General features: G+C 68.9%; 20 protein-coding genes. 10 read left to right on the top strand and 10 right to left on the bottom strand.

The window, feature by feature from the left end; translation table 11 throughout:
* Window positions 1-3: 3 nt before the first annotated feature.
* From A5714_RS25815 to A5714_RS02080, 4 genes are all read left to right on the top strand, one after another.
* Window positions 4-636, top strand: a complete 633-nt coding sequence (locus A5714_RS25815; RefSeq protein WP_197513507.1) for a hypothetical protein — start codon at window positions 4-6, stop codon at window positions 634-636.
* A 2-nt stretch (window positions 637-638) separates the two neighbouring features.
* Window positions 639-1625, top strand: coding sequence for a hypothetical protein (locus A5714_RS25810; RefSeq protein WP_156747134.1), 987 nt, complete (start codon window positions 639-641; stop codon window positions 1623-1625).
* 1112 nt (window positions 1626-2737) lie between these two features.
* Window positions 2738-3649, top strand: a complete 912-nt coding sequence (locus A5714_RS02085) for a LysR family transcriptional regulator (protein WP_068070282.1) — start codon at window positions 2738-2740, stop codon at window positions 3647-3649.
* 126 nt (window positions 3650-3775) lie between these two features.
* Window positions 3776-4945, top strand: a complete 1170-nt coding sequence (locus tag A5714_RS02080; RefSeq protein WP_068282259.1) for an NAD-dependent formate dehydrogenase — start codon at window positions 3776-3778, stop codon at window positions 4943-4945.
* An 11-nt stretch (window positions 4946-4956) separates the two neighbouring features.
* Here A5714_RS02080 and A5714_RS02075 read toward each other — a convergent pair whose 3' ends face one another.
* From A5714_RS02075 to A5714_RS02060, 4 genes are all read right to left on the bottom strand, one after another.
* Window positions 4957-6411 (bottom strand): lipase maturation factor family protein, encoded by a 1455-nt coding sequence (locus A5714_RS02075; protein WP_068282256.1) that lies wholly within the window; start codon window positions 6409-6411, stop codon window positions 4957-4959.
* A gap of 73 nt (window positions 6412-6484) precedes the next feature.
* Window positions 6485-10738 (bottom strand): DUF3367 domain-containing protein, encoded by a 4254-nt coding sequence (locus A5714_RS02070; RefSeq protein WP_197513508.1) that lies wholly within the window; start codon window positions 10736-10738, stop codon window positions 6485-6487.
* 64 nt (window positions 10739-10802) lie between these two features.
* Entirely contained in the window at window positions 10803-10976 is a 174-nt protein-coding gene (locus A5714_RS02065; RefSeq protein WP_007769006.1) for a DUF2613 domain-containing protein, read from the bottom strand.
* 110 nt (window positions 10977-11086) lie between these two features.
* Window positions 11087-11290 (bottom strand): DUF2613 domain-containing protein, encoded by a 204-nt coding sequence (locus A5714_RS02060; RefSeq protein ID WP_068204519.1) that lies wholly within the window; start codon window positions 11288-11290, stop codon window positions 11087-11089.
* A gap of 109 nt (window positions 11291-11399) precedes the next feature.
* Here A5714_RS02060 and A5714_RS02055 point away from each other — a divergent pair, with 109 nt between their 5' ends.
* The 3 genes from A5714_RS02055 (at window position 11400) to A5714_RS02045 (ending at window position 14540) form a co-directional block, all read left to right on the top strand.
* Window positions 11400-12548 (top strand): glycoside hydrolase family 3 N-terminal domain-containing protein, encoded by a 1149-nt coding sequence (locus tag A5714_RS02055; protein WP_068282250.1) that lies wholly within the window; start codon window positions 11400-11402, stop codon window positions 12546-12548.
* 72 nt (window positions 12549-12620) lie between these two features.
* Window positions 12621-13256 (top strand): TetR/AcrR family transcriptional regulator, encoded by a 636-nt coding sequence (locus A5714_RS02050; RefSeq protein ID WP_068070276.1) that lies wholly within the window; start codon window positions 12621-12623, stop codon window positions 13254-13256.
* 21 nt (window positions 13257-13277) lie between these two features.
* A complete protein-coding gene (locus A5714_RS02045) occupies window positions 13278-14540 on the top strand; it encodes a chloride channel protein (protein WP_068282245.1) in 1263 nt (420 codons plus the stop codon).
* On the opposite strand, the gene A5714_RS02040 is transcribed toward A5714_RS02045, so the two are convergent.
* Together A5714_RS02040 and A5714_RS02035 are read right to left on the bottom strand one after the other, a co-directional pair.
* Complete coding sequence (locus tag A5714_RS02040) at window positions 14537-15379, bottom strand: MaoC/PaaZ C-terminal domain-containing protein (protein ID WP_068282242.1); 843 nt, start codon at window positions 15377-15379, stop codon at window positions 14537-14539. The two genes, A5714_RS02045 and A5714_RS02040, sit on opposite strands and share 4 nt — an antisense overlap.
* Window positions 15380-15398: 19 nt before the next feature.
* On the bottom strand, window positions 15399-16763 hold the full coding sequence (locus A5714_RS02035; RefSeq protein WP_068070273.1) for a 3-oxoacyl-ACP reductase: 1365 nt from the start codon (window positions 16761-16763) through the stop codon (window positions 15399-15401).
* Between the two features lie 233 nt (window positions 16764-16996).
* Here A5714_RS02035 and A5714_RS02030 point away from each other — a divergent pair, with 233 nt between their 5' ends.
* Entirely contained in the window at window positions 16997-18343 is a 1347-nt protein-coding gene (locus A5714_RS02030; RefSeq protein ID WP_068282239.1) for an acetyl-CoA C-acetyltransferase, read from the top strand.
* 320 nt (window positions 18344-18663) lie between these two features.
* Here A5714_RS02030 and A5714_RS02025 read toward each other — a convergent pair whose 3' ends face one another.
* Complete coding sequence (locus tag A5714_RS02025) at window positions 18664-20499, bottom strand: acyl-CoA dehydrogenase (protein ID WP_068070271.1); 1836 nt, start codon at window positions 20497-20499, stop codon at window positions 18664-18666.
* A 201-nt stretch (window positions 20500-20700) separates the two neighbouring features.
* Here A5714_RS02025 and A5714_RS02020 point away from each other — a divergent pair, with 201 nt between their 5' ends.
* Together A5714_RS02020 and A5714_RS02015 are read left to right on the top strand one after the other, a co-directional pair.
* Window positions 20701-21768, top strand: a complete 1068-nt coding sequence (locus tag A5714_RS02020) for an isopenicillin N synthase family oxygenase (protein ID WP_068070270.1) — start codon at window positions 20701-20703, stop codon at window positions 21766-21768.
* A 64-nt stretch (window positions 21769-21832) separates the two neighbouring features.
* On the top strand, window positions 21833-22321 hold the full coding sequence (locus A5714_RS02015; protein ID WP_068070269.1) for a flavin reductase family protein: 489 nt from the start codon (window positions 21833-21835) through the stop codon (window positions 22319-22321).
* 19 nt (window positions 22322-22340) lie between these two features.
* On the opposite strand, the gene A5714_RS26455 is transcribed toward A5714_RS02015, so the two are convergent.
* From A5714_RS26455 to A5714_RS02005, 3 genes are all read right to left on the bottom strand, one after another.
* Window positions 22341-22505 carry a hypothetical protein gene (locus A5714_RS26455; protein ID WP_197513505.1) on the bottom strand — a complete coding sequence of 55 codons (165 nt, stop codon included), beginning with the start codon at window positions 22503-22505 and terminating at the stop codon, window positions 22341-22343.
* 107 nt (window positions 22506-22612) lie between these two features.
* A complete protein-coding gene (locus A5714_RS02010; RefSeq protein WP_068070268.1) occupies window positions 22613-23359 on the bottom strand; it encodes a succinate dehydrogenase/fumarate reductase iron-sulfur subunit in 747 nt (248 codons plus the stop codon).
* Window positions 23356-25275, bottom strand: a complete 1920-nt coding sequence (locus tag A5714_RS02005; protein ID WP_068070267.1) for a fumarate reductase/succinate dehydrogenase flavoprotein subunit — start codon at window positions 25273-25275, stop codon at window positions 23356-23358. The genes A5714_RS02010 and A5714_RS02005 overlap by 4 nt, the downstream gene beginning before the upstream one ends.
* Window positions 25276-25283: the final 8 nt, after the last annotated feature.

The raw sequence follows: 25283 nt of genomic DNA, 5'->3' as shown, positions 1-25283 counted from the left end.
CAAGTGACCGAATATCGTTATCAGTTCAGCGATTTCGGCACTGAGGTGCCACTCACCTGTCCGTATGCGACCAAAGCTAGCATATCATTGGTTATGGCTGGCCTTGCCGCTTTCGGCGGCCTAGCGGGGACTTCAATCGGCGGCAATTATGGTGCAATACAATCGCTCGCCGCTGTAAATCGTACGGGTTCGGGCGCTTTCGCACCTCCGGTAAAGCCGAAGCCCGTTCCAACCGTGCCTCGCAGCGCTGAGTCTCGCAGCGACCGCGAAGAAATCGCATGGGTCAAGGCCCACTCCGGACTCACATGGGATCAGCTGGGCAAGATCTTCGGTGTCTCCCGGCGGGCGGTTCATATGTGGGCGAACGGTGGACGGCTCAACGAGTCGAATGCTCGTCGGCTGCGCGCCTTCGCTGCGATCATCCGCGGATTTGAGACCGAAATGCCTGATGGATCAACGCCAGAGGTGGTTCGGGCGCGGCTACTTCAAGTTGAACCAGACGGATTGAGCGTCATCGACCGTCTGCGCCAAGGACATTCTGCTGGTCCGAGTTGGGGTGCGCCTTTTGGCCCTGAACGCCTAATTGATGCTATCCGCGAGCCCCTGCGTACGCCGGTGGGTGAAGTCGAGTTATAGCGGTGTTGGGTATCGGAAGGATTTTGGCGCTATTTGGTTCGACTGAGGATGAAGCAGATCAAAATCCGGCACCCGAGCTATGCGCATTATGCAGAGACTGGCGCCAGGGTGATATCTTTCGCGGCGCGAAAGCTTTTGTCTTCGACCACAACTGGACACCTAAAGTGGTGGCAGATACGGATAGCGTCGTCGTCGTCAGCCAGTCGTGCGATGCGTCACTGCCCCATCGGCAGCTTATCCAGGTTGCGCCGCTGGTACGCCTGGAGGACGCCGACGACGTGCGTGAGGCAGCGTCCGGCGCCCGGGTTCGATACGTCGCAGTTCCCAGAGCCGGCGAAGATTTTTTCGCAGACCTCGACGGCATTACCACGGTGGCGAAGACCGCTTTGGTCACGTGCGACCGCATTGCCGGAGTTAGATCTGATGATGAGGTGCGCAAGTTCGCGTTCTCAATCTCGCGCCGCTATGGACGCTTTGCGTACCCGGACGAAGTAAATGATTGCCTAAATCCCCTCACTGAAGCTCTCAAAGCTAAAGCCCGCAAAGAAAAATCGCCACTCGGACGCGCCGTGGCCAGTGTTCACTCGATCCGGGTCCAATGCGACGACTGGACGCAGCCGCCGCATGGGTTGACACTCATTGTCATCCTTGAGGCCAATATCATCCCGTTCCCGGACGATGTCGGTGAACCACCGACCGACCTCGACGCCCCAACGGACGCAAATTTTAAGGATCAAATCAATAAGTATGTGAAATACATTGGCGAGACTAGTCACAGCCAGAGCGACCGGTACTTCGCATGGCAGTACTTAATTGAGATTTGGGCCCGGCAGTGCGAATCGGAAGCACAGTCAAAGGGGCTCACTGGCTGGGTGAGCTCGGTTACGGCACAACTTGATTCGGTCGATGAGTTTCCACTTTCGCGCGTCCTGCGCACCGAGAGTCTTGACCTCGACTACTTGTCCGACTCGCGAAAACCGATGTGCTAACAGCCGCTAGGTGCGAAAGTTACCGTGTGCAAATTCTCGCCTCTGCCCTCCCAGGGTTTCGCGACCTGCGAGCACCGTTGCTCGCTGGTTACCTGTGGCTGATCTTTGTATGGATCCTCATTAAGCCTGACATCAGAACGGGGCCGAACAATGCGGTCGACACCGCTATGTACGACCTCGCAAAGGACGCCGGTCGATCTGGGTTGGCCTAGGCGTCGGTGTGGCTGCGTACCTCGTCGGATCGGTCTCTCAAGGATTGTCGCCCCTGCTGTCGCCTCTACCTCGCAGGGCCATTAATGCCTTTTGGAAACATCTGCCTGCCGTCATGAGGCAGAGACTGAGCAAGCGCAGCTCTGCAGCGGCGAAGCTCGAGCAGTCGGAGTTTGACCCGATTCAGCAGTATTTTCTAGAAGCGCACAGGAAATTACCTCCGACCGCGAGTGGTCTGCAACGGAGTCGAGTTTGCTGGGCCGCGCATGCATGCGCTTCTCACTAGGACTTCGCAGGCCAGCATCGGGATCGAAATGGAGCTACAGCTACCGCGACTTTGCTGTTAACTGAGAGAGGCAGCCAGCCTGACCCGCAACTGTTTTCGGAGGCCGACCTTTTGAAGCGGAGCGGGAACTACGGCTTGCCGTCGTGCCGCCGTTATTCGCTATCGGGATCTTCCTCGACTGCAACCAATCATCATGGTTTTGTTTGGCGCTTGTCCCGATAGCCGTCCTGCTCTGGCAAGCGCACACACGAAATCTGGAATTCAGGTCTTTGATGTTTGGCGCTGTGGCACGTGGTCTCGCGCGCTCCCGGAGCGTCGAGGAATTCAGAACGTGGACCGAGCGCTTCCTCGAAGCGGTCCCTGATCAGATGGCAGCTACCGAGACTGACCCCGACACTGCGACGCCACATCCCTAGTAGACGGTCCGGGAGCGGTCGCGGTGGTCTCTCTGTCGGCTCGAATTGCTTTAAAGGGTACTTTCGCAAACCGCTGCCAACCCCGCACCAACACCTACCACCACCCCGAAAAACTGTTGCCCACCAACGACAATGACGAGGAAGGCAGCGAAGCGCCCTAGCGGCAGCCGAGCCGCGGCCGGCCCGTGGTCGAATAGGCCATGCTGTTCCGCCAGCTGGAGTACTTCGTGGCCCTCGCGCAGGAGCGTCACTTCGCGCGGGCAGCCAGCGCGTGTTACGTGTCGCAGCCGGCGCTGTCGGAGGCGATCCGCAAACTCGAGCAGGAACTCAAGGTTCCCCTAGTCCGGCGTGGGCAGAAGTTCGAAGGCCTCACACCGGAAGGCGAGCGGCTGGTGCCCTGGGCGCGTCGCATCCTGGCCGACCGCGACGCCCTGAAGCAGGAAGTCGCGGCCCTGCACACAGGGCTCACCGGCGAGCTCCGGCTCGGAGTGGTTCCCGCGGCGTCGACAACGGTTGCGCTGCTGACGGATCCGTTCTGCGCCGCGCATCCGCTGGTCCGCGTGCAACTCGAGGTCAATTTGCGGTCGGCGGGCATCGTCGACAGGGTCCGCCGCTTCGAGTTGGACGCCGGCATCCTCTACCCCGACCAGCAGGACACCGCCGACCTGCTCGTCACCCCGCTGTATCACGAACACCCCGTACTCATCGCCGCGCCCGAACTGCTCGGTGCCCATGACGAGACCATCGCCTGGGCCGACGTCGTGCGACTGCCGTTGTGCCTCCTCACCGACGGCATGCGGGGGCGCCGCGTCATCGACGAGGCCCTCGCCACCCAGGGCCTCGAGGTAACCCCACAGCTGGAGACCGACTCGGTGGTGGCGTTGCTCGCGCACGTCCGCACCGGCCGGTGGGCCAGCATCGTCCCGCAACCCTGGATCCAAACCCTGGGCGTACCCGCGGGAGTCAGCGTGCTGCGGTTGCGAAGCCCGTCCGTCACGGCGCTCATCGCGCTGGTGACGAATCGCGCCGAGCCGGGCTCCTTGCTGACCCGCGCGCTGCGGCAGACCGCGCTCGACGCACGCATTGGCGCCGCGCTCAACGAACCCTCATAACCCACCGCTGTCTGCGGTGATCGGTGCCGCCTATCGGCCGGTCGGAACAGCGTCTTGGACGGCCACCTGACCCCGTCACCAGACTGAAAGTGGTTGTGAATCAACGACGGAGCGAGGAGAGGCTCAATGGCCAAGTGTGTGATGGTGCTCTATCCGGACCCGGTGACCGGGTACCCTCCCGAGTACGCCCGCGACAGCGTCCCGGCCATCGCCGGCTATCCCGACGGCAGCACCGTGCCGAGCCCCGCGGCCATCGACTTCACCCCCGGTGAATTGCTCGGCTGCGTCTCCGGCGCGCTGGGCCTGCGGAAGTTCTTCGAAGACGGCGGTCACGAGCTGGTGATCACCTCGGACAAGGAAGGCCCGGATTCGGAGTTCGAGCGGGCGCTGCACGACGCCGAAATCGTGATCTCGCAACCCTTCTGGCCCGCATACCTCACCAAGGAACGCATCGCCAAGGCCCCCAATCTCAAGCTGGCGTTGACCGCCGGCATCGGCTCGGACCACGTCGACCTGGACGCGGCGCAGGAACGCGGGATCACCGTCGCCGAGGTCACCTACAGCAACAGCATCAGCGTGGCCGAGCACACGGTGCTGCAGATTCTCGCGCTGGTGCGCAACTTCGTGCCCTCGCACCGATGGGCGACCGAAGGTGGCTGGAACATCGCCGATTGCGTGCAGCGCGCCTACGACCTCGAGGGCATGGACGTGGGGCTGATCGCCGCCGGCCGGATCGGGCGTGCGGTGTTGCGCCGGTTAGCGCCCTTCGGCGTCAACCTGCACTACACCGACACGCGCCGGCTCTCGCCGGAAGTGGAGCGGGAACTCAACGTGACGTTCCACCCCGACGTCGAATCGCTCGTCCGGGCCGTCGACATCGTCTCGATCCACTCTCCGCTCTACGAGGCCACGCGCCAGATGTTCAACGAGAAGCTGCTGGCGACCATGCGGCGCGGCTCCTACATCGTCAACACCGCGCGCGGTGAGGAGACCGTGCCGGAAGCGATTGCGGCTGCCCTGCGCAGCGGCCAGCTCGCCGGGTACGCCGGTGATGTGTGGTACCCGCAGCCGCCTCCGCCCGACCACCCGTGGCGCACCATGCCGAACAACGCGATGACGCCGCATGTTTCGGGCACGACGCTGTCCGCGCAGGCGCGCTACGCCGCGGGCACCCGCGAGATCCTGGAATGCTGGTTCGCGGGCCGGCCCATCCGCCCCGAATACCTGATTGTGGAGGGCGGCCAGCTGGCGGGTACCGGGGCGCAGTCGTACCAAAGGGTCGCCCAAAACGCCTGATGTCGTTGTGCTCAGCCGTGCCGGATTGTCGCCGCGGGCAAGGACACCGGTGGGACGTAGGTGCCGATCAGGTCGCGGTGCCACCAGGTGCCCTCGCGGCGCAGTTCGGACGGCGTGGTGAAGCGGTAGCGGTACAGCTGCGCGCGGACGTGGCGCGGCGGCGCGTCCGGGAACGGATTGCGCCGCAACAGCTTCAACGTCGCGGGGTCGTTGTGCAACAGCCGCCGCAGGAACGGCAGCAGCCATGGCTGCGCGTATCCCGGTGACAGGGCGGCGAACCACATCAGCCAGTCCAGGCGCAGGTGGTACGGCGCCCACTGACGTGGGAGTCGGCGTACCGACCCCGGTTTGCCCTTGAATTCGTATTCCCCCCAGGCCGTGCGGTCGGTCAGGTCCGCGTCGGCGGTGCCCTCGATCACCACCTCGTGACGGATGCGTCCGACGCTGCCGAACGCCCCGTACGTGTTTACCAGATGAAAGGCATTGAAGGACATGTTCATTCGCTGTCGCGAGGAGAGCATGTTGCGCACCGGCCAGTAGTTGAGCACCAGCACCGCCGCCGCGACCGCGGCCACCAGCGCGGCGAACCACGTCGGCGCTACCGGCCACACCGGCTGCGCGAGGTGCACCGACCCGGGCAGCACCGCATTGACCGACGTGTCGTCGATGGCGCTGCAAGCCAGCAGGATCGTCACCCAGTTGAGCCACGCGAAGTTGCCCGAGGCGACCAGCCACAGCTGGGTGACCGCGATGATCGCCGCCGCCACGCTGGCCACGGGTTGCGGCGCGAACAAGCCGAACGGCACCACGAGTTGCGACAAATGGTTACCCGCCGCCTCGATGCGGTGCAGCGGCTTGGGCAGGTGGTGGAAGAACCAGCTGAGCGGCCCGGGCATCGGCTGCGTCTCGTGGTGGTAGTACAGGCAGGTCAAATCGCGCCAGCACGCGTCGCCGCGCAACTTGATCAGGCCCGCCCCGAATTCGACGCGGAACAACAGCAACCGCACCATCCAGAGCGTCAGCACGGGCGGCGCGACGTCGCCGTTGCCCAAGAAGATCATCAAGAATCCGGTCTCCAGCAGCAGCGACTCCCAGCCGAAGGCGTACCACGTCTGCCCCACGTTGACGATCGACAGGTACAGCGCCCACAGCGTCAGCCAAATGCCCATCGACACCGCAAGCGGCACCGCGTCGGCCGCGCCGGCGACCATGGCCGCCGACAACGCCGCGCCGCACCAGGCGACGGTCGCGAACAGCCGATCGCTGTAGTGCACCTGAAACAGGCTCGGCGCGCGCCAAAATGACTGCGTCGCCAGGAACCGTGGCACGGGCAGGATGCCGTTGCGGCCGATCAGCGCCCGGAATTGCGTGGCGGCGGCGACGAACGCCAGCAGGTAGACCACCGCGACGCCGCGCTGGAGCACCAGCCTGCCCAGCCAGTATTCCGGCGCGGACAACCAGGTCATGGCCGGGCCTCCTTGGTGGATCGGCGCTGTCATCCACTCGCATATCCAATGCCGCCGCCGGTAAACCGGCCGGTTACCGGTCCGGCGACGCCGCGCCGGGATCGGCCGCCGCGTCGTCCGGGACGACGGCGCGGGCGGCCACGGCAGCCAGCGACAGCAGCGCCAACAGCTGCACCGTCGCCGAGTGACCGGCGTAGCCGTCGACGGACCGCCAGGGCTGCCGCGACAGCGCGGCGCCGGCCAGGATCAGGCCCGCGGCGCTGACCACGAGGGTGGCCCGGTCCACGCGGTGGCCGCGCCGCCAATACCGCACGGCCAGCGCGCCACCGACCACGGCGGCCCCGGCCACGCCGGCGATCACCGCGGCGGCGCCCACGGCCGCGACGGCGGCCCAGGCGCCGGGCCGCCACGGTCGCGCCGGCGCTGGCATGGGGTCGTCTCTCTTGCGACGGGTGCGCCAGAACGCCAGCAGGGCCAGCAGGGGCAGCAGCGCCAGGCCGACCGCCAGGCCGGCGCGGTAGAGCCCGTTGGAGGAGAAGGTCAGCGTGATGGTGCCCGGGTCGCCCGCCGGGACCACCCAGCCCTGCTGCCATCCGTTGACCGCCACCGGCGTCAGCCGGGCGCCCGCGCTGGTGCGCGCCACCCAGCCGGGGTTGCTGCTTTCCGGGATCACCAGCACCCGCGAGGCGGGCGACGGCCCGGCCCGCACCACGCGCCGGGCGGGGCCCCACTCCTGCCACGTGGGAACCACCGCGCCCGAACACATTTCGCTAACGGAAGGGGTGGACAGCTCGACACCGTCGACGACGAACTGGGCACCGGGGCTGATCAACAGCTCCTGCTTGCCCGCGGGCAACGCGATCGGGTCCCGCTCGCAGGGCACCGCCGCGACGGGGTCACCGTCGAGCAGGGCGCCTGCGGTGGTGTGGATCGAGGTGTGCAGGAAGCGGCCGGCAACGGCGATCACCGGGCCCTGCACTGGTCCGTCACAGCCGAGGTCGACCCGGCGAAGGCGGTTGCGGGCGGCGTCGGCCGGCGCGATCGGGGCGCCGTCGGCGCCGAGCACCGCCACCTCGGCCAGCCCCGGCGGCTTGAGCTGATCGAAACCCAACGCGTTGCGGTCGATGATGTCTTCCCAGTCGAGCAGGCTGATGGTCACGGTGTCGGTCAGCCGCGGGCGCACGGGCACCGTTTGGGGGCTGCCGTCGCGATCGGCCGGTAGCGGCGCGACCTGCGGGCCGTCGCCGAGGTTGACGGCGACCATGGTGGGGTGGGCGGGCAGCACCGACCTGCTGGGCGCCAACCGCACCGCCGACACCACGGTGGGGTGCGGCAGGGTGAGTGTCAGCGTGGGTGGTGTCTTGTGTTGCACCACCCGCTGCGGCGCCGTCCACGCGGTGGACGGATCGCCGTCCGTCGCCGCGTATGCCGATCCGAGGACGTCGATGAGGTCCGAGTCTCCTTGTGCGCGAACGGTGTTGGGTTCGGCGATCAGGTCGGCGAGCTTCGGGCCCTGGCGGGGTCGCACCCACAACACCGGGGTCACTGACGTCGGTGCCGGGACGGTCAGCGTTCGGCTGAAGTTCACCGGTTCCTCGGCCGTCAACGCCATCGACGACGCGCACCGCACCCCGTCGGGCGCCGGGGCGCAGCCGGGCCTGCCAAGCAGTTCCGATCCCAGGTCCCAGCGGGCGACGGCGGAACCCGGTGGGGGGCCGGGCACTTCGACGGTGTGCCGCAGGTCGACGTGGTGGGCGAACCCGGACGCGTCGAACTGGGTGATCGCCAGGTCGGTGATGCCGAACTGCACGCCCGGTGAGCCGTCGTCGGTGGCGGCGGCGGTGATCCGCACCCACGGCGTCTCGCCGTAGGGCAACGCCGCGACGAGCGGCTTGCCCGGCTCGTCGAAGCGCAACGTGGTGCTGCCCGTGGCGGTTTCGACGAGGATGCGGCGCACCTGGGCCCCGACGGCCGTCGCGCTGGGTGTCAGGGTGATCGCCGCGTTGGTCACCGGATGGTCGAAATCGATGCGCAGCCACTGCCCGACGGCCGACTGCAGCGAGTTGGACACCCACGCCGTGGCGGGGTCCCCGTCGACGGCCGCCGTCGGGGCGGTCGCCGGCGCGACGTCGGGCATCGCGGTGGAGTCCGACGACGAACTCGACACCGTGATGCGGCCGCCCGTCCAGGCGCCGTTGACGGGGTCCGCGCCGGGCACCGGGTAGTCGGGCACGCGGTTGTAGGTGTGCCGCGCGTCGCCGGGCGAGCGGACGGCCGACGAATGTTGGTCCACCCGGCCGTAATCGGTCTCGCGCGCCACCGGGGTGTCGGTCACCGTCACCGCCGGCGCCGGCAGGTCGGCGCCACGCGCGTCGGCCGTCAACAGCACCGGGCCCAGGGATGCCCGGCCAAGCAGTCGGCGGCGCTCGTCGAGGCGCAACAGCACTTCCGGCCCGCCGTCGACCCGCGTCAGCGCGTCGGTGTCCACGAGATAAGGCGCGCCGGGATTGCGGCTGTCGGGGGTTTCGACGGCGTAGATCTCCACCGCCGGGAAGCGCGGCCGCAACCCGCTGTCGGTGACGAAACCCGTCAGCGTCCCGGGCCCGACCGGGTCGCCGAACTGCGCCACCTTCCGCAGCCCCGGCGAGCCCTCGACGGCGCGGTGCACCAGGATCGGGCGGGCCGAGCGCGACGTGTCCGGATCCAGGTCGTTGCGCACCGCGAGATACGAAATGCCTTGGCGGGCAAGAGTATCGGCGAGCCCAGGCGACGGGCGTCCCGCCGCGAACAAACGTTGCACCGAATCCAGGGCGCGGATGGTCTGCGGCGGGGTCAGCGGGATCGAATCGCGCACCCCCCAGGGGCTGTCGCCGAGGACCTGCAACGGCTCGTCGTGGCTGGTGCCCCACACCTGGGTGGCGAACGGGGCCCCGGGAACCACCAGCACCCGGCCGGGCTGCGGCGTCGCCTTGTTGTGCTCGGTGAGCCAGTGGGCGGCGTCCTGCCAGTACCGCGGGATCGCGGTGAACGTGCCGGGCGGGGTCAGCCGGCCCGTCCAGGCCAGCGACGTGCTGACCGCCAGCGCCGTCAGGATGACGACAACCACCGCCACCCGTTTGTCCCGCTCGGGGTGGGCGAACGCCCGCAGCCACGCCGTCGTCGGGCCCGCACCGGGCAGCGGGACGCGACCCAGCAGCTGCGCCAGGCCCAACACGATGGGGATCCTGATCACCGATTCGAGCTTGTGCACGTTGCGCAGCGGCGCGCCGGCGGCGTCCAGGAAATACTGCACCTGGTGGGCCACCGGCGAGCCCAGCCCGCCGCTGTAGCCCGCGGCCAGCAACGCCACTCCCAGCATCAGCATGGTCACCAACCGCCCACGGGCGGGCATGCCGGCGCTGGCCAGGCCGGCCAACCCGGCCGCCGCGACCAGGCAGGTGCCCAGGACGGCGGCCGACCCCGTCACCAACGGCGAACCCGCCGTGGCGGTCGGGGCGACGAAGGGTGTCCAACTGTCGGTGCCGCGCAGGGTCTCGACCAGCGACGACCATTGCGTGGTCACCCCGGAGGACTCGATGAAGTCGAGGAACGGCGGGCTGATCGTGCGCAGCATCGCCAACGCCACCACCCACCACAGCGTCGCCAGCAACAGCGACACCAGCCACCAGCCGGTGTAGCGCCACCACAACCGGTTAGGCCGGTGGCACGCCCACCAGATGACCGCGGGCAGGCAGCCGGCCAGCGTGGCGATCGCGTTGACCGCGCCCATCAACGCCACGGCCAGCCCGGCCCGGCCGGCGAACCCGCGCACCGACCTGGTCGTCGACCCCTGCAGCGCCAGGATGGTCGGCAGCAGCACCCAGGGCGCGAGCATCATCGGCAGGGTCTCCGACGAGATCGACCCGAGCGTGGTGAGCACCCGCGGCGAGAACGCGAACGCGGCGGCGGCGATCACCCGGGCGGGCGTGCTGCCGATCCGCAACGCCTCGGCGACCCGCAGCAGGCCCCAGAAGCCGGCGGTGAGCAGCAAAGCCCACCACAGGCGCTGCGTCACCCACCCCGGCATGCCCACGGCGTGGCCCGCCAGGAAAAAGGCGCCGTGCGGAAACAGATACCCGTAGGCCTGGTTCTGGGCCTGCCCGAACGGCAGCTCGCTGTTCCACAGGTTCGTCGCCCGGGCGAGGAACCGCAGCGGATTCGCGGTGAGGTCGAGCTTGGTGTCGGGGGAGATCCGGCCGGGAGACTGCGCGAACGTCAGCGCGCAGGCGATCGCCCCGACCAGCCACAGGCACCGTCGCGGCAGGGGCGCAGCCGTGGAACGCGAGATCGGCGCCGACCCCGCCCGCGGCCGTGAAGAGTGTGGCGGTGATCCGCTGCGCCCGGCCTGGCCGCTAGCTACGGTTGCCGTACTCGACCCGGTTGAGCACTGACGACTGCGGATCGCCCCCGGGAAGTGGCGGCTTCGTGTCCTGCTGCACCATCAACGTGATCCCGAAGATCGCGGCCGCGCCCAGCAGCAGACCAACCACCACGCTCGCGGCGGCGGGCGCAACGATCCGGTTCATCGACGGCTCCTCGGGCTTGCGGTGCGGGCGGTGGACTTTCAGGGGCCTTCGAAGGGAAGGCCATCTCGCCTCAACCTAGCAGAACGGCGGCGGGCCGCCCGGCCCGCGCGTCACCAGTGCAGACAGTGCCCGTGGATGCACCGGTCGCCGTACTGCACCACGCTGGGGCCGGCCGGCCGCGGCGCGCTCTGCGCCGGCGCGGGGCCGTGGTCGGCGTAGCTCTCCGCGGCCAGCGTGACCCCGAAGGTCGCGGCGACCCCCAACACCAGCCCCGCCGCGACACTGGCCGTAGCGGCCAGGGTGAAACCGGCCATCGCGGGCTCCTCCCTGCCAGCCGTTGAACTCGCTGGCCCCCTGATCAGCAACGTACCGCTGATCCCCCCTGGCGCCGGGAACGAAACGCACGCCTGACAGCATGGCCCGATGGCATTCTCGCGCGCCCTGGCGGTGCTCGCCGCCGCGACGGGCTTGCTGGCGGGCTTGACAGGCTGCGGGCACCACGCGCGGCCACCCGCGTCGTCGGCCCCGTCGAGCAGGCCGGCTGCCGCGCCGGCGCCCCCGGCCTGCGGCGACCTGGGCGCGCTGCCGCTGCGCGACAAGCTGGCCCAACTGCTGATGGTGGGCGTGAAGAACGCCGACGACGCGCGCGCCGTCGTCACCGGCCAGCACGTCGGCGGCATCTTCATCGGCAGCTGGACGGACCTGTCGCTGTTCAACGGGCCGCTGGCCGACATCACGGCCAAGGCGGGGCCGCTACCGCTGGCCGTCAGCGTCGACGAAGAGGGCGGCCGGGTGTCGCGGCTGAAGTCGCTGATCGGGGCGGCGCCCTCGGCGCGGCAGCTCGCGCAGACCCAAACGCCCGCACAGGTGCACGACCTGGCGGCGGCCCGCGCCAAGAAGATGCATGACCTGGGCATCACCGTCGATTTCGCCCCGGTCGTCGACGTCAGCGACGAACCCGACGACAGCGTCATCGGCGACCGCTCGTTCGGCAACGATCCGCAGCAGGTCACCGAGTACGCCGGCGCCTACGCGCAGGGCCTGCGCGACGGCGGGCTGCTGCCGGTGCTCAAACACTTCCCCGGTCACGGCCACGGCTCGGGTGACTCGCACACCGGCGGCGTCGTGACGCCGCCGCTGAGCGCCCTGCAGGGCAGCGACCTGGTGCCCTACCGGACGCTGGTGAAGGCCACGCCGGTCGCGGTGATGGTCGGCCACCTGCAGGTCCCGGAGCTCACCGGCACCGACCCGGCCAGCCTGAGCCCCAAGGCCGTGCAGCTGCTGCGCGACGGCGTCGGCTACGGCGGCCCGCCGTTCACCGGGCCGGTGTTCAGTGACGACCTGTCCAGCATGGCCGCGATCTCCGACCGGTTCGGGGTCGCCGAGGCGGTGCTGCGCACCCTGCAGGCCGGCACGGACATCGCGCTGTGGGTCACCACCGACGAGGTGCCCGCCGTTTTGGACCGGCTGCAGCAGGCGGTCGCCGCGGGCGACCTGTCGGCCCAGCGGGTCGACGAGTCCCTCGGCCGGGTGGCGGCGATGAAGGGTCGCAGCCCCGCCTGCGGCCACTAGCGCGCCGGTCGCGCGGCCGGTGGACGCTCATCGGGTCGCTTACCCTGGAGTCAGTTGGACGGAAGGTAAGCGATGGCGGGTGGTACCAAGCGGTTACCGCGCGCTGTCCGCGAGCAGCAGATGCTCGACGCCGCCGTGCAGATGTTCTCGGTCAACGGCTACCACGAGACCTCGATGGACGCGATCGCCGCCGAGGCCGAGATCTCCAAGCCGATGCTCTACCTGTACTACGGCTCCAAGGAAGACCTGTTCGGCGCCTGCCTGAACCGGGAGCTCAGCCGCTTCATCGACGCGGTACGCGCCGACATCGACTTCACTCAGAGCCCAAAAGAGTTGCTGCGCAACGCCATTGTGTCGTTCATGCGTTACATCGACGCCAACCGGGCGTCCTGGATCGTGATGTACACCCAGGCCACCAGCTCGCAGACCTTCGCGCATGTGGTGCGCGAGGGGCGCGAGCAGATCATCGAACTGGTCGCGGGACTGGTCCGCGCCGGCAGCCGCGCCCCGCGCTCCGAGCGCGAACACGAGATGATGGCCGTCGCGCTGGTGGGCGCCGGTGAGGCGACGGCCAACCGGCTCAGCACCGGGGACGTCGACGTCGACGAGGCGGCCGAGTGGATGATCCACCTGTTCTGGCACGGGTTGCGGGGCGCGCCGGGTGAGCGGGACGCCGCGGCGGCGCGCCACGACAAAACCGGCGCCTAGCCCTACATTCGTGGGGTGGCTGTGTCGCCCGTACCCGCTCGCCACCCCGCCCCCAACAGCCTCGACTTCTTCGCCGCCGCGATCATCGTCGGCCTGCTGGCCGGCGTCGCGGGCGTCGCGACGACGGTCGTGTTGCGTCTGGTGCAGCACGCCACCTACCACTACCAATTCGGTGCGATGTTGGCCGGTGTCGCCGCCAGCGGCCTGGTGCGGCGCACCGTCGGCCCGATGATCGGAGGCGCGCTCGCGGGAGCCGGCTGGTGGCTGCTGCGACGCCGCGTAGACGTCCCGCCCCTGGCGGGCACCATCATGGGCCGCGAGCGCGTCCCCCGGCTGCCTTGGAGCCTCGACGCCCTGCTGCAGGTGCTCCTCGTCGGCTCCGGGGCTTCCCTGGGGCGGGAGGGGGCGCCGCGCCAGTTGGCCGCGGCGCTGGGCGATGCGGGGACGGGTTGGCTACGGCGGTTGTCCGACGACGACCGCAGGACGCTGCTGGCCTGCGCGGCCGGCGCCGGCCTCGGCGCGGTGTACGCCGTGCCGCTGGCGGGCGCCCTGTTCGCCGTGCGCATCCTGCTGCAAACCTGGCAGCCGCGGGCGGTCGGGGCGGCGTTGCTGTCCTCCGGCCTGGCCGTCGCCGTGGGCTCGGCCGTCACCCGCGACGAGCCCAACCTGCACTGGCCCGTGGGTGAGTCGACGTACCTGTTGACCGCGCACGGGCTGCTGCTGGCGCCCGTGACGCTGCTGGTGGGCCTGGCGTTCAACCGGTTGATGGCGGTCGCGCGGCCGCGTGCGGCCATGCGCGGCTGGCTGCTGGTTCCGGCGCTGGCCGGCGCGGGCCTGGTGACGGGCTTGTGCTCCTACCGGTGGCCGGAGCTGCCCGGCAACGGGCGCAGCATCCTGACCGTGAGCCTGGCCAGCGGCATGACGCTGGTCTCCGCGCTCGCCATTCTGGCGCTCAAACCGCTGCTGACCGCGTTGTTCCTGCGCGCCGGCGGGGCCGGCGGCTTGCTCACGCCGTCACTGGCCACGGGCGCGGCCGCCGGGGCGGCGCTGGTGCTGACGATCAACTGGGCCACCGGCACCGACCTGCACGTGCCGGCGGTGTCGCTGGCCGGCGCGGCCGGCGTGCTGGCGGTGACGCAGGGCTCACCGATCTGGGCGGCCATCTTCGTCTGGGAGCTCGCGCGGCCCCCGCTGTGGCTGTTTCTGCTGTTCCTGCTGACCGCGACCAGCGCCCACGGCATGCGAGTCCTTATCGCGGGCGGCGGCCGGACGCACGCCGGCTAGAGGCCCCGCACCGTGCCGGTCACGTGCGGGTAGCCCTTGGCGATATTGCGCAGCGTCAGGTCCCAGCCGTCGTGGCGCTCCTCGTTGTAGAGCCCCGTGGTCGCGGGCAGGATGACCGGCTTGCCGAACCGCACCGAGTACCGCACCGCGTCGGGCAGTCGTGCTTCGATATTCGCCAAAATGGCCGCCGCGCTGAACATCCCGTGCGCGATCACCGTCGGGAAGCCAAACAGCTTGGCCGCGATCGCATTGGTGTGGATGGGGTTGTGATCCCCTCCGACCGCGGCGTAGCGGCGGATCTGCGCGGGCGTGATGCGCAGCACGGTGCCCGGCGGCGGCAGCTTGGGCTGTTTCTGAGGCGGCGGTTTCGGCTCGTCGGACAGGCTGGTGCGCTGCTGGTGCAGGAACGTCGTCACCTGATGCCACGCGGTGTCGTTGCCGACGTTGACGTCGGTGACCAGGTCCACCAGCAGGCCCTTGCGGTGCTCCCGCAGGTTCTCGGCGTGCACGCGCACCCCGACGGTGTCGGTCACCGCGATCGGGCGGTACTGCGTGATGTGGTTCTCGACGTGCACCGAACCCATTGCGGCGAACGGAAAGTCGAACCCGGTCACCAGCGACATCAGCGCGGGGAACGTCAACGCGAACGGGTAGGTCAGCGGAACGTGATTGCCGTACCGCAATCCGGTGACCGCCGCGTATTCGGCCACGTTCGTACGGTCGATGGGTAGCTCCTCGACGGTGACCGTGCGGTTGGGCAGGTCCGTGCCGCGGGACACCACGGGCAGCGCGCCGGCCGCCGCGCGCAGCATGTTCTTCAGGCCGCTTGGCTGGTTCATGGCGTACTCCTCGGGTTCGTCAGGCGCCCAGCATGGCCTGGCCGCAGACGCGGATGACGTTGCCGGTCACCGCGTTCGACGCCGGGCTGGCGAAATAGGCGATGGTCTCCGCCACGTCCACCGGCTGGCCGCCCTGCAGCAGCGAGTTCAGCCGCCGGCCGACCTCCCGGGTGGCCAGCGGGATGGCCGCCGTCATCTGCGTCTCGATGAAGCCCGGCGCGACGGCGTTGATGGTGATGCCCTTGTCGTAGAGCTCCGGCGCCAGCGCCTGCGTCAGGCCGATCATGCCGGCCTTGGTGGTGGCGTAGTTGGTTTGCCCGCGGTTGCCGGCGATCCCGGCCATCGACGACAGGCCGATAACCCGGCCGCCCTCGCCCAGAGTGCCGTTGCCCACCAGCCCCTCGGTGAGGTGCAACGGCGCCAGCAGGTTGACGGCCAGCACCGAGTCCCAGCGCGCCTCGTCCATGTTGGCCAACAGCTTGTCGCGGGTGATGCCGGCGTTGTTGACCAGGATGTCGGCCCGCCCGCCGTGGTGCTCGCGCAGGTGCTCGGTGATCTTGTCCACCGCGTCTGGCGCGGTGACGTCGAGCCACAGCGCGGTGCCCCCCACCCGGCTCGCGGTCTCGGCCAGGGCCTCGGCCGCCGACTCGACGTCGATCGCGACCACGCGGGCGCCGTCGCGGGCGAACACCTCCGCGATGGTCGCCCCGATGCCGCGGGCGGCGCCCGTGACGATCGCGACCTTGCCGTCCAGCGGCCGGTCCCAGTCCGCCGGGGGAGTGGCGTCCGCCGCGCCGATGTAGAACACCTGACCGTCGACGTACGCCGACTTCGCCGACAGGATGAACCGCAGCGTCGATTCCAGGCCGGTCGCGGCGGGCTTGGCGTCGGGCGACAAGTACACCAGCGCCACCGTGGCGCCGTTGCGGAGCTCCTTGCCCAGCGAGCGGGTGAAACCCTCCAGGGCCCGCTGCGCGATGCGTTCCTCGGGGCTCGCGGCGGCGTCGGGCGTGGTGCCGATGACGGCCACCCGCCCGGAGTGCCCGAGGTTGCGCAGCAGCGGCGTGAAGAACTCGTAGAGCCCCTTGAGGCCTTCGGGGGTGGTGATCCCGGTGGCGTCGTAGACCAGCCCGCCGAACCGGTCGGCCCAGCGGCCGCCCAGGTTGTTGCCCACCAAGTCGTAGTCATCGGCCAGCGCCGCCCGCAGCGGCTCGGCCACCCGGCCCTCGCCGCCGATCAGCAGCGAGCCGGCCAGCGGCGGATCCCCCGCCCGGTAGCGGCGCAGCTGTTCGGGCTGCGGGAGGCCGAGCTGCTTGGCCAGGAACGAGCCGGGACCGGAGTTGACGATCTGGGAGAACAAATCGGACGAAGCCTTGGGAGCCACCGGAGCTACCTTCCCTGTTCTGTCTGGATGTCTGTCTGAGGTGTCTGTTTGAGGTGTCTGTCTGAGGTGCGGCGGATCAGCGTGGGTCGGCGGTGCGAAAGGTGTGCGAACGGGGTATGTCAGAGAACGCACGCCTAGCACCACCGTATCGAGGACGAACTTACTTCAGAGTAAGAACAGTGAGTAGTATGGCCCCAGACGGCCAGTCCCGAAACCGATGACCGGAGAGAAACGTGGCTCCTGCAAGTTCTGCGGCAAACACCCCGGCTAGTCAACGGGCGACAGCTCCCAGGCGGCCGGTGGCCGTGCTGGGCGGCAACCGCATCCCGTTCGCCAGGTCCGACGGCGCCTACGCCGAGGCGTCCAACCAGGACATGTTCACCGCCGCCCTGGGCGGTCTGGTCGACCGCTTCGGGCTCGACGGCGAGCGGTTGGGAATGGTTGTCGGCGGCGCTGTGCTCAAGCACAGCCGTGATTTCAACCTCACCCGCGAATGCGTGCTCGGTTCCGCCCTGTCGTCCTACACGCCGGCGTTCGACCTGCAGCAGGCCTGCGGCACCGGGCTGCAGGCGGCGGTGGTCGCCGCCGAGGGCATCGCGGCCGGCCGCTATGACGTGGCCGCGGCCGGCGGCGTGGACACCACCTCCGACGCGCCGATCGGGCTGGGCGACAACCTGCGCCGCACCCTGCTGAAGCTGCGCCGCGCCAAGTCGAACGTGCAGCGCCTCAAGCTGGTCGGCACGCTGCCGGCCACGCTGGGCGTCGAGATCCCCGTCAACAGCGAGCCGCGCACCGGGCTGTCCATGGGGGAGCACCAGGCGCTCACCGCCAAGCAGATGGGCATCAAGCGCGTCGACCAAGACGAGCTCGCCGCGGCGAGCCACCGCAACATGGCCGCCGCCTATGAGCGGGGCTTTTTCGACGACCTGGTCACCCCGTTCCTCGGGCTCTACCGCGACGACAACCTGCGGCCGGACTCCTCAGCGGAGAAGCTGGCCAAGCTGCGCCCGGTGTTCGGCGTCAAGGCCGGCGACGCGACGATGACGGCCGGCAACTCGACTCCGTTGACGGACGGCGCCTCGGTGGCACTGCTCGCCAGCGAGGACTGGGCCGCGGCCCACTCGCTGACGCCGCTGGCCTATCTGATCGACGCCGAGACCGCCGCCGTGGACTACGTGAACGGCCGCGACGGCCTGCTGATGGCGCCCACCTACGCGGTCCCGCGGTTGCTTGCCCGCAACGGCCTGAGCCTGCAGGACTTCGACTTCTACGAGATTCACGAGGCGTTCGCGTCGGTCGTGCTCGCCCATCTGCAGGCGTGGGAATCCGAGGAGTACTGCAAGGAGCGCCTGGGACTGGACGCCGCGCTGGGGTCCATCGACCGCTCCAAGCTCAACGTCAACGGGTCGTCGTTGGCCGCCGGGCACCCGTTCGCCGCCACCGGCGGACGGATCTTGGCCCAGGCCGCCAAGCAGCTCGCGCAGAAGAAGAGCGAACAGACCGGCGGTAAGCCCGTACGCGCGCTGATCTCGATTTGCGCGGCCGGCGGCCAGGGCGTGGCCGCCATCCTGGAAGCCTGAGCACGGGAGCGATTCAGCCGTGAAGCAATTCGGTCACAGCGGATTAGCCGCCCCGAGGGCGGGGTATCCGTAGTGCCGGATGGCCCCGTGTTGCGGTCTGACCCCCCGACCCCGACGGCAACACGGGGCATCCCTGGTTCGACCGTCTGTCATCCGCGAGGCAGGCGCACGAAAAGGGCCGCCGCTGGAACGAGGGGATCCAGCGGCGGCCTTTTGCACGCGCGGGCCGTCCCGCCCACGCCGGGCGCGGGTCGCCGACGAGAAATCCCCCGCTTCCCTTGCCCGGAAACGGGGGATTTCTGCGTCTGCCCTCGGTTGGCCTAGAAGGCGGCCTCGTCGAGCTCCATGATGTCGTTGTCCAGCGTCTCGATGACCTCGCGGGTGCTGGCCAGCAGCGGCAGGAAGTTCTTCGCGAAGAACGACGCCACCGCGATCTTGCCCTCGTAGAACGACCGGTCCTCGCCGCTGGCGCCGGCGTCCAGCGCCTGCACCGCGACGGCGGCCTGACGCTGCAGCAGCCACCCGATCACCAGGTCGCCGACGCTCATCAGGAAGCGCACCGAGCCCAGGCCCACCTTGTACAGGCTGGTCACGTCCTCTTGCGCCGCCATCAGGTAACCGGTCAGCGTGGCCGCCATCCCTTGCACGTCGGCCAGCGCCTTGGCCAGCAGCTCGCGCTCGGTCTTGAGCCGCCCGTTGCCGGACTCGCTGTCGACGAACTTCTGGATCTCACCCGACACGTGGGCCAACGCCACACCCTTGTCGCGGACGATCTTGCGGAAGAAGAAGTCCTGCGCCTGGATGGCCGTGGTGCCCTCGTAGAGGGAGTCGATCTTGGCGTCGCGGATGTACTGCTCGATCGGGTAGTCCTGCAGGAAGCCGGAACCACCGAAGGTCTGCAGGCTCTCGGTGAGCTTGGCGTACGCCTGCTCCGAGCCCACCCCCTTGACCACCGGCAGCATCAGGTCGTTGACCTTGACCGCCAGCTCCGCGTCCACGCCGTGCACCGCCTCGGCGACCGCCGCGTCCTGGTAGGTCGCGGTGTAGAGGTACAGCGCGCGCAGACCCTCGGCGTAGGCCTTCTGGGTCATCAGCGAGCGCCGCACGTCGGGGTGGTGCGTGATGGTCACCCGCGGCGCGGTCTTGTCGGTCATCTGCGTCAGGTCGGCGCCCTGCACGCGCGACTTGGCGTACTCCAACGCGTTGAGGTAGCCCGTCGACAGGGTCGCGATGGCCTTCGTGCCGACCATCATGCGCGCCTGCTCGATGACCTCGAACATCTGCGCGATGCCGTTGTGCACCTCGCCGACGAGCCAACCCTTGGCGGGCACGTCGTGCTGGCCGAAGGACAGCTCGCAGGTCGCGGAGACCTTCAAACCCATTTTGTGCTCGACGTTGGTGACGAAGACGCCGTTGCGCTCGCCCAGCTCACCGGTCTCGAAGTCGAACAGGAACTTGGGCACGAAGAACAGCGACAGGCCCTTGGTGCCGGGGCCGGCGCCCTCGGGGCGGGCCAGCACCAGGTGGAAGATGTTCTCGAACAGGTCGTCGGAGTCGGCGGAGGTGATGAACCGCTTCACACCGTCGATGTGCCAGGAGCCGTCCTCCTGCTGGACCGCCTTGGTACGGCCGGCGCCGACGTCGGAACCCGCGTCGGGCTCGGTCAGCACCATCGTGGAGCCCCAGCCGCGCTCGGCGCAGATGACGGCCCACTTGCGCTGCTCCTCGGTGCCGAGGTGGTACAGGATGTTGGCGAAGCCGGCGCCACCGCCGTACATCCAGACGGCCGGGTTGGCGCCGAGCAGGTGCTCGTGCAGCGCCCAGACCAGCGCGCGGGGCATCGGCATGCCGCCGAGCACCTCGTCGATGCCGACCTTGTCCCAGCCCGCGTCGGTGACGGCGCGGACGGACTTCTTGAAGGACTCCGGCAGGGTCACCGAATGCGTCTTCGGGTCGAAGACCGGCGGGTTGCGGTCACCCTCGACGAAGGAGTCCGCGACCGGACCCTCGGCGAGACGGCTGATCTCGGTCAACATTTCCTGGGCTGTGTCGGCGTCCAGGTCGGCGTACTCGCCCTGGCCCAGCGCCTTCTCAACGCCCAGGACCTCGAACAGGTTGAATACCTGGTCACGGACGTTGCTCTTGTAGTGGCTCACTACAGGTCCTCCTCGTTGAGAATGCCACTTGTGGTTGGGTACTAGGTCTAAGTTACCCACCAGTAACACCGCTAAAATATCGCTAGCGTCAGACGTATGCAAGCGAATGTGAGCTACATTTCATTGCCTAATTAACCAACCGGTTGGGCTAGTTAAACCCGGGCCGCCCGCGGCCGCTCTAGCTGCGGTGATGATGGAATCATGACGACTGTGCCAGGTGTCCCCGCCACCGCCGACGAGATCGCCACCGTCGACCTGCGGGCCGGCGCCGGAGCCCTGCGGGAGAGCCTGCGGGCGGCCGGTCATGACGTCGGGTTCTTCTATCTGATCGGCCACGACGTGCCGCCAGCGCTGACGACGCGGCTGCTGGCGGCGGCGCGCCGGCTGTTCGCGCTGCCACAGCGGGACAAGGACGCCGTCGCGATGGTGCGCAGCCCGCACTTCCGCGGCTACACCCGGCTCGGGGGTGAGCTGACCCGCGGCGAGGTGGATTGGCGCGAGCAGATTGATATCGGCCCGCAACGGCCGCCGATCGCCGGCCTGGGCCCTTCGGACTACCGCTGGTTGCAGGGCCCCAACCAGTGGCCGGCCGCGCTGCCGGAACTCCCCGGCGTGGTGGCGGAGTGGGACGCCGCGCTCTCGCGGGTCGCGCGCACCCTGCTTCGGCACTGGGCGGCGTCCTTGGGCAGTCCGCCCGACGTGTTCGACGCGGCCTTCGCCGGGGCGCCGGCGACCCTGATCAAGATCATCCGGTATCCGGCCGGCGCTGCCAGCGCGCAGGGCGTGGGTGCGCACCGCGACTCCGGCGTGCTGACGCTGCTGTTGGCCGAGCCAGGCAGCCGCGGGCTGCAGGTGCGCCGTGACGGCGGTGACTGGGTGGACGTGCCGCCGCGCGACGGGGCGTTCATCGTCAATATCGGGGAACTGCTGGAGGTGGCGACGGGTGGCTACCTGCGCGCCACCGAGCACCGCGTCGACCTGCGCGGCGCGCGCGCCGAGCGCATCTCGGTGCCGTTCTTCTTCAACCCGCGGCTGGACGCCCAGGTCCCGCTGCTGACGCTGCCGGCCGAGCTCACCGCGCCCGGCGCTGACGGCTGGACCCCGACGCGGGATCCATCGGACCCGATGTTCTCGGTCTACGGGCGCAACGCCTGGAAGAGCAGGTTGCGGGCGCATCCGGACGTGGCCGCCGCGCACGGTTTCCGGGCGGGCGACGCCGGGCCCGGTCGCGAGCCGGCCCGCAAGCCGGTCGAGCAGGGGCGATCGTGAGGCCGCCGGCGGTGGCAGGTAGGGTCGCCGATGTCAATCTGTCTCCGGCTCTAGGGGCGATCCGGTGAACTCGAACAACCAGCTGACACCGTCCTCGCTTCGCGAGGCCTTCGGTCACTTCCCCTCCGGGGTGGTCGCGATCGCCGCCGAGGTGAACGGCATCCGCGAGGGCTTGGCCGCCAGCACCTTCGTGCCCGTCTCACTCGATCCGCCCCTCGTCTCGTTCTGTGTGCAGAACACGTCGACGACATGGCCCAAGCTCAAGGACCTGCCGATGCTCGGCATCAGCGTCCTCGGCGAATCGCACGACGAGGCCGCGCGAACCCTGGCCGCCAAGACGGGCGACCGGTTTGCGGGGCTGGAGACGGTGTCGCGATCCACCGGCGCGGTGTTCATCAAGGGCACCGGCCTGTGGCTGGAGAGTTCGATCGAGCAGACGATCCCGGCGGGCGACCACACCATCGTCGTGCTGCGGGTCAGCGAGGTCACCGTGGACGCCGACGTCGCGCCCATCGTGTTTCACCGCAGCGCATTCCGCCGACTCGGCGTCTGAGCGCCCGCGGCCCTTCCGGTCAGGGCCGGTGGCTCAATTCCTGCCGGAAGTCCTCGATGCGGTGCTCGATCTCGGCGGCGTCGCCGTGCCGCCCCTCCTTGTGGGCCAGCTGGGCCCGCACCGACAACTGCCGGATCGCCGTGCGAATCTGGTTGAGACTGGCGGTTTCTCGGGTCAAATTCATCGACTGCCTTTCCGGTCGTAGCTCGACCGCCGTTACCGGCGGCGCGACAGGACGCAGTTTCGGTTACCCGATGCCACCCGGCCCATAACGCCGGGCGGGCACCGGATTCAGCGACGGAACAGCTTGTTGCCCAACCACACCACGGGGTCGTACTTGCGGTCGGCGACCCGTTCTTTCATCGGGATCAGCGCGTTGTCGGTGATCTTGATGTTCTCCGGGCACACCTCGGTGCAGCACTTGGTGATGTTGCAGTAGCCGAGGCCATGCTGTTCTTGCGCCTGGTTGCGCCGGTCGAGCGTGTCCAGCGGGTGCATCTCCAGCTCGGCGATCCGCATCAGGAAACGGGGCCCGGCGAACGCCTTCTTGTTCTCCTCGTGGTCGCGGACCACGTGGCAGACGTTCTGGCACAGGAAGCACTCGATGCACTTGCGGAACTCCTGCGAGCGCTGCACATCCTGCTGAGCCATCCGGTACTCGCCGGGCTGCAGCTCCTTCGGCGGCGCGAACGCGGGGATCTCGCGGGCCTTCTCGTAATTGAACGAGACGTCGGTGACCAGGTCGCGGATCACGGGGAAGGTCCGCAGCGGCGTGACGGTGACAACCTCGTCCTCGGCGAACGTCGACATCCGGGTCATGCACAGCAGCCGGGGGTACCCGTTGATCTCCGCCGAGCAGGAGCCGCACTTACCGGCCTTGCAGTTCCACCGCACGGCCAGATCCGGAGTTTGGGTCTGCTGCAGGCGGTGGATGATGTCGAGCACCACCTCGCCTTCGTTGACCTCGACCGTGAAGTCCTGCAACGCGCCGTTGGCGTCGTCGCCGCGCCACACGCGCATGGTCGCGTTGTAGGTCATTTCCCACTCCGTCCCGGATGGTCGGCCAACTCTTCGTCGGTGTAGTACTTCTCCAGCTCGCCGATCTCAAACAGCTCGAGCAGATCGGCCCGCATCGGCACCTGGTCCTTGCGGGTGACGGAGATGTCGGGGATCACCTCGTCACCGCCCGCGGCCTGGCAGACCAGCAGCACCTTGCGCCACGACGAGTCCATCGACGGGTGGTCGTCGCGGGTGTGCCCGCCGCGGCTCTCGGTGCGCTGCAGCGCGGCCTTGGCGACGCACTCGCTGACCAGCAGCATGTTGCGCAGGTCGATGGCCAAGTTCCACCCGGGGTTGTACCGCCGGTCGCCGTCGACGTGGATGTGCTTGAACCGCTCCCGCAGCTTGTCGAGCCGCGCGAGGGCCTCGGTGATCTCTTCCTCCTTGCGGATGATCCCCACCAGGTCGTTCATCGACTGCTGCAGCTCCAGCTGAAGGGTGTAGGGGTTCTCCGCGGCGGCGCCGTTGGTCGGCGTCTCGAAGGGGGACAGGGCCCGCTTGGCGGCGGTCTCGACGGCGTCCTCGGCGATCGTCGGGCGGCTGGACAGGGCGCGCACGTAGTCGGCGGCGCCGAGGCCGGCGCGGCGCCCGAAGACCAGCAGGTCCGACAGCGAGTTACCCCCGAGCCGGTTGGAGCCGTGCATGCCGCCGGAGCACTCGCCCGCGGCGAACAACCCGGGAACGGTGGCGGCGCCGGTGTCGGCGTCCACCTCGACGCCGCCCATCACGTAGTGACAGGTCGGCCCGACCTCCATGGGCTCCTTGGTGATGTCGACACCGGCCAGCTCCTTGAACTGGTGGTACATCGACGGCAGCCGCCGGTTGATCTCGGCGGGTGTCAGCCGGGAGGCGATGTCGAGGTAGACGCCGCCGTGTGGGCTGCCCCGGCCGGCCTTGACCTCCGAGTTGATCGCGCGCGCGACCTCATCACGCGGCAGCAGGTCCGGGGTGCGGCGCGCCGAGTCGTTGTCCTTGAGCCACTGGTCGGCTTCGCTCTCGGACTCGGCGTACTGGCCCTTGAACACCGACGGGATGTAGTCGAACATGAACCGCTTGTCGTCGGAGTTCTTCAGCACGCCGCCGTCGCCGCGGACGCCTTCGGTGACCAGAATCCCCTTCACGCTGGGCGGCCATACCATCCCGGTCGGGTGGAACTGGACGAACTCCATGTTGATCAGGCTGGCGCCGGCGCGCAGCGCCAGCGCGTGCCCGTCGCCGGTGTACTCCCAGGAGTTGGAGGTGACCTTGAACGACTTGCCGATGCCGCCGGTGGCCAGCACCACGGCGGGGGCCTCGAACAGGATGAAGTTCCCGCTCTCCCGGATGTAGCCGAAGGCCCCGGCGATCGCGTCACCGTCCTTGATCAGCTCGGTGATCGTCGTTTCGGCGTACACCCGGATCCGGGCCTCGTAGTCACCGAGTTCGGCGAAGTCCTCCTGTTGCAGCGAGACGATCTTTTGCTGCATGGTGCGGATCAGTTCCAGCCCGGTGCGGTCACCGACGTGGGCGAGCCGGGGGTAGGTGTGCCCGCCGAAGTTGCGCTGGCTGATCTTGCCGTCCTTCAGGCGGTCGAACAGCGCGCCGTAGGTCTCCAGCTCCCAGACCCGGTCCGGCGCCTCCTTGGCGTGCAGTTCGGCCATGCGCCAGTTGTTGAGGAACTTGCCGCCGCGCATGGTGTCGCCGAAGTGGGTCTTCCAGTTGTCCTTCGGGTTGGTGTTCCCCATGGACGCCGCGCAACCGCCCTCGGCCATCACGGTGTGGGCCTTGCCGAACAGCGACTTGCACACCACGGCGACCCGCAGGCCCCGCTCCCTGGCTTCGATGACCGCGCGCAAGCCCGCGCCGCCGGCACCGATCACGACCACGTCGTAGGAGTGCCGCTCAACCTCAACCATAGAACCTC

This window comes from Mycobacterium sp. E2462 (assembly GCF_001672685.1).
Taxonomy (GTDB): domain Bacteria; phylum Actinomycetota; class Actinomycetes; order Mycobacteriales; family Mycobacteriaceae; genus Mycobacterium.
Note: the sequence above shows the minus strand (reverse complement) of the source record. Positions and strands in the feature narration are given on the sequence as shown.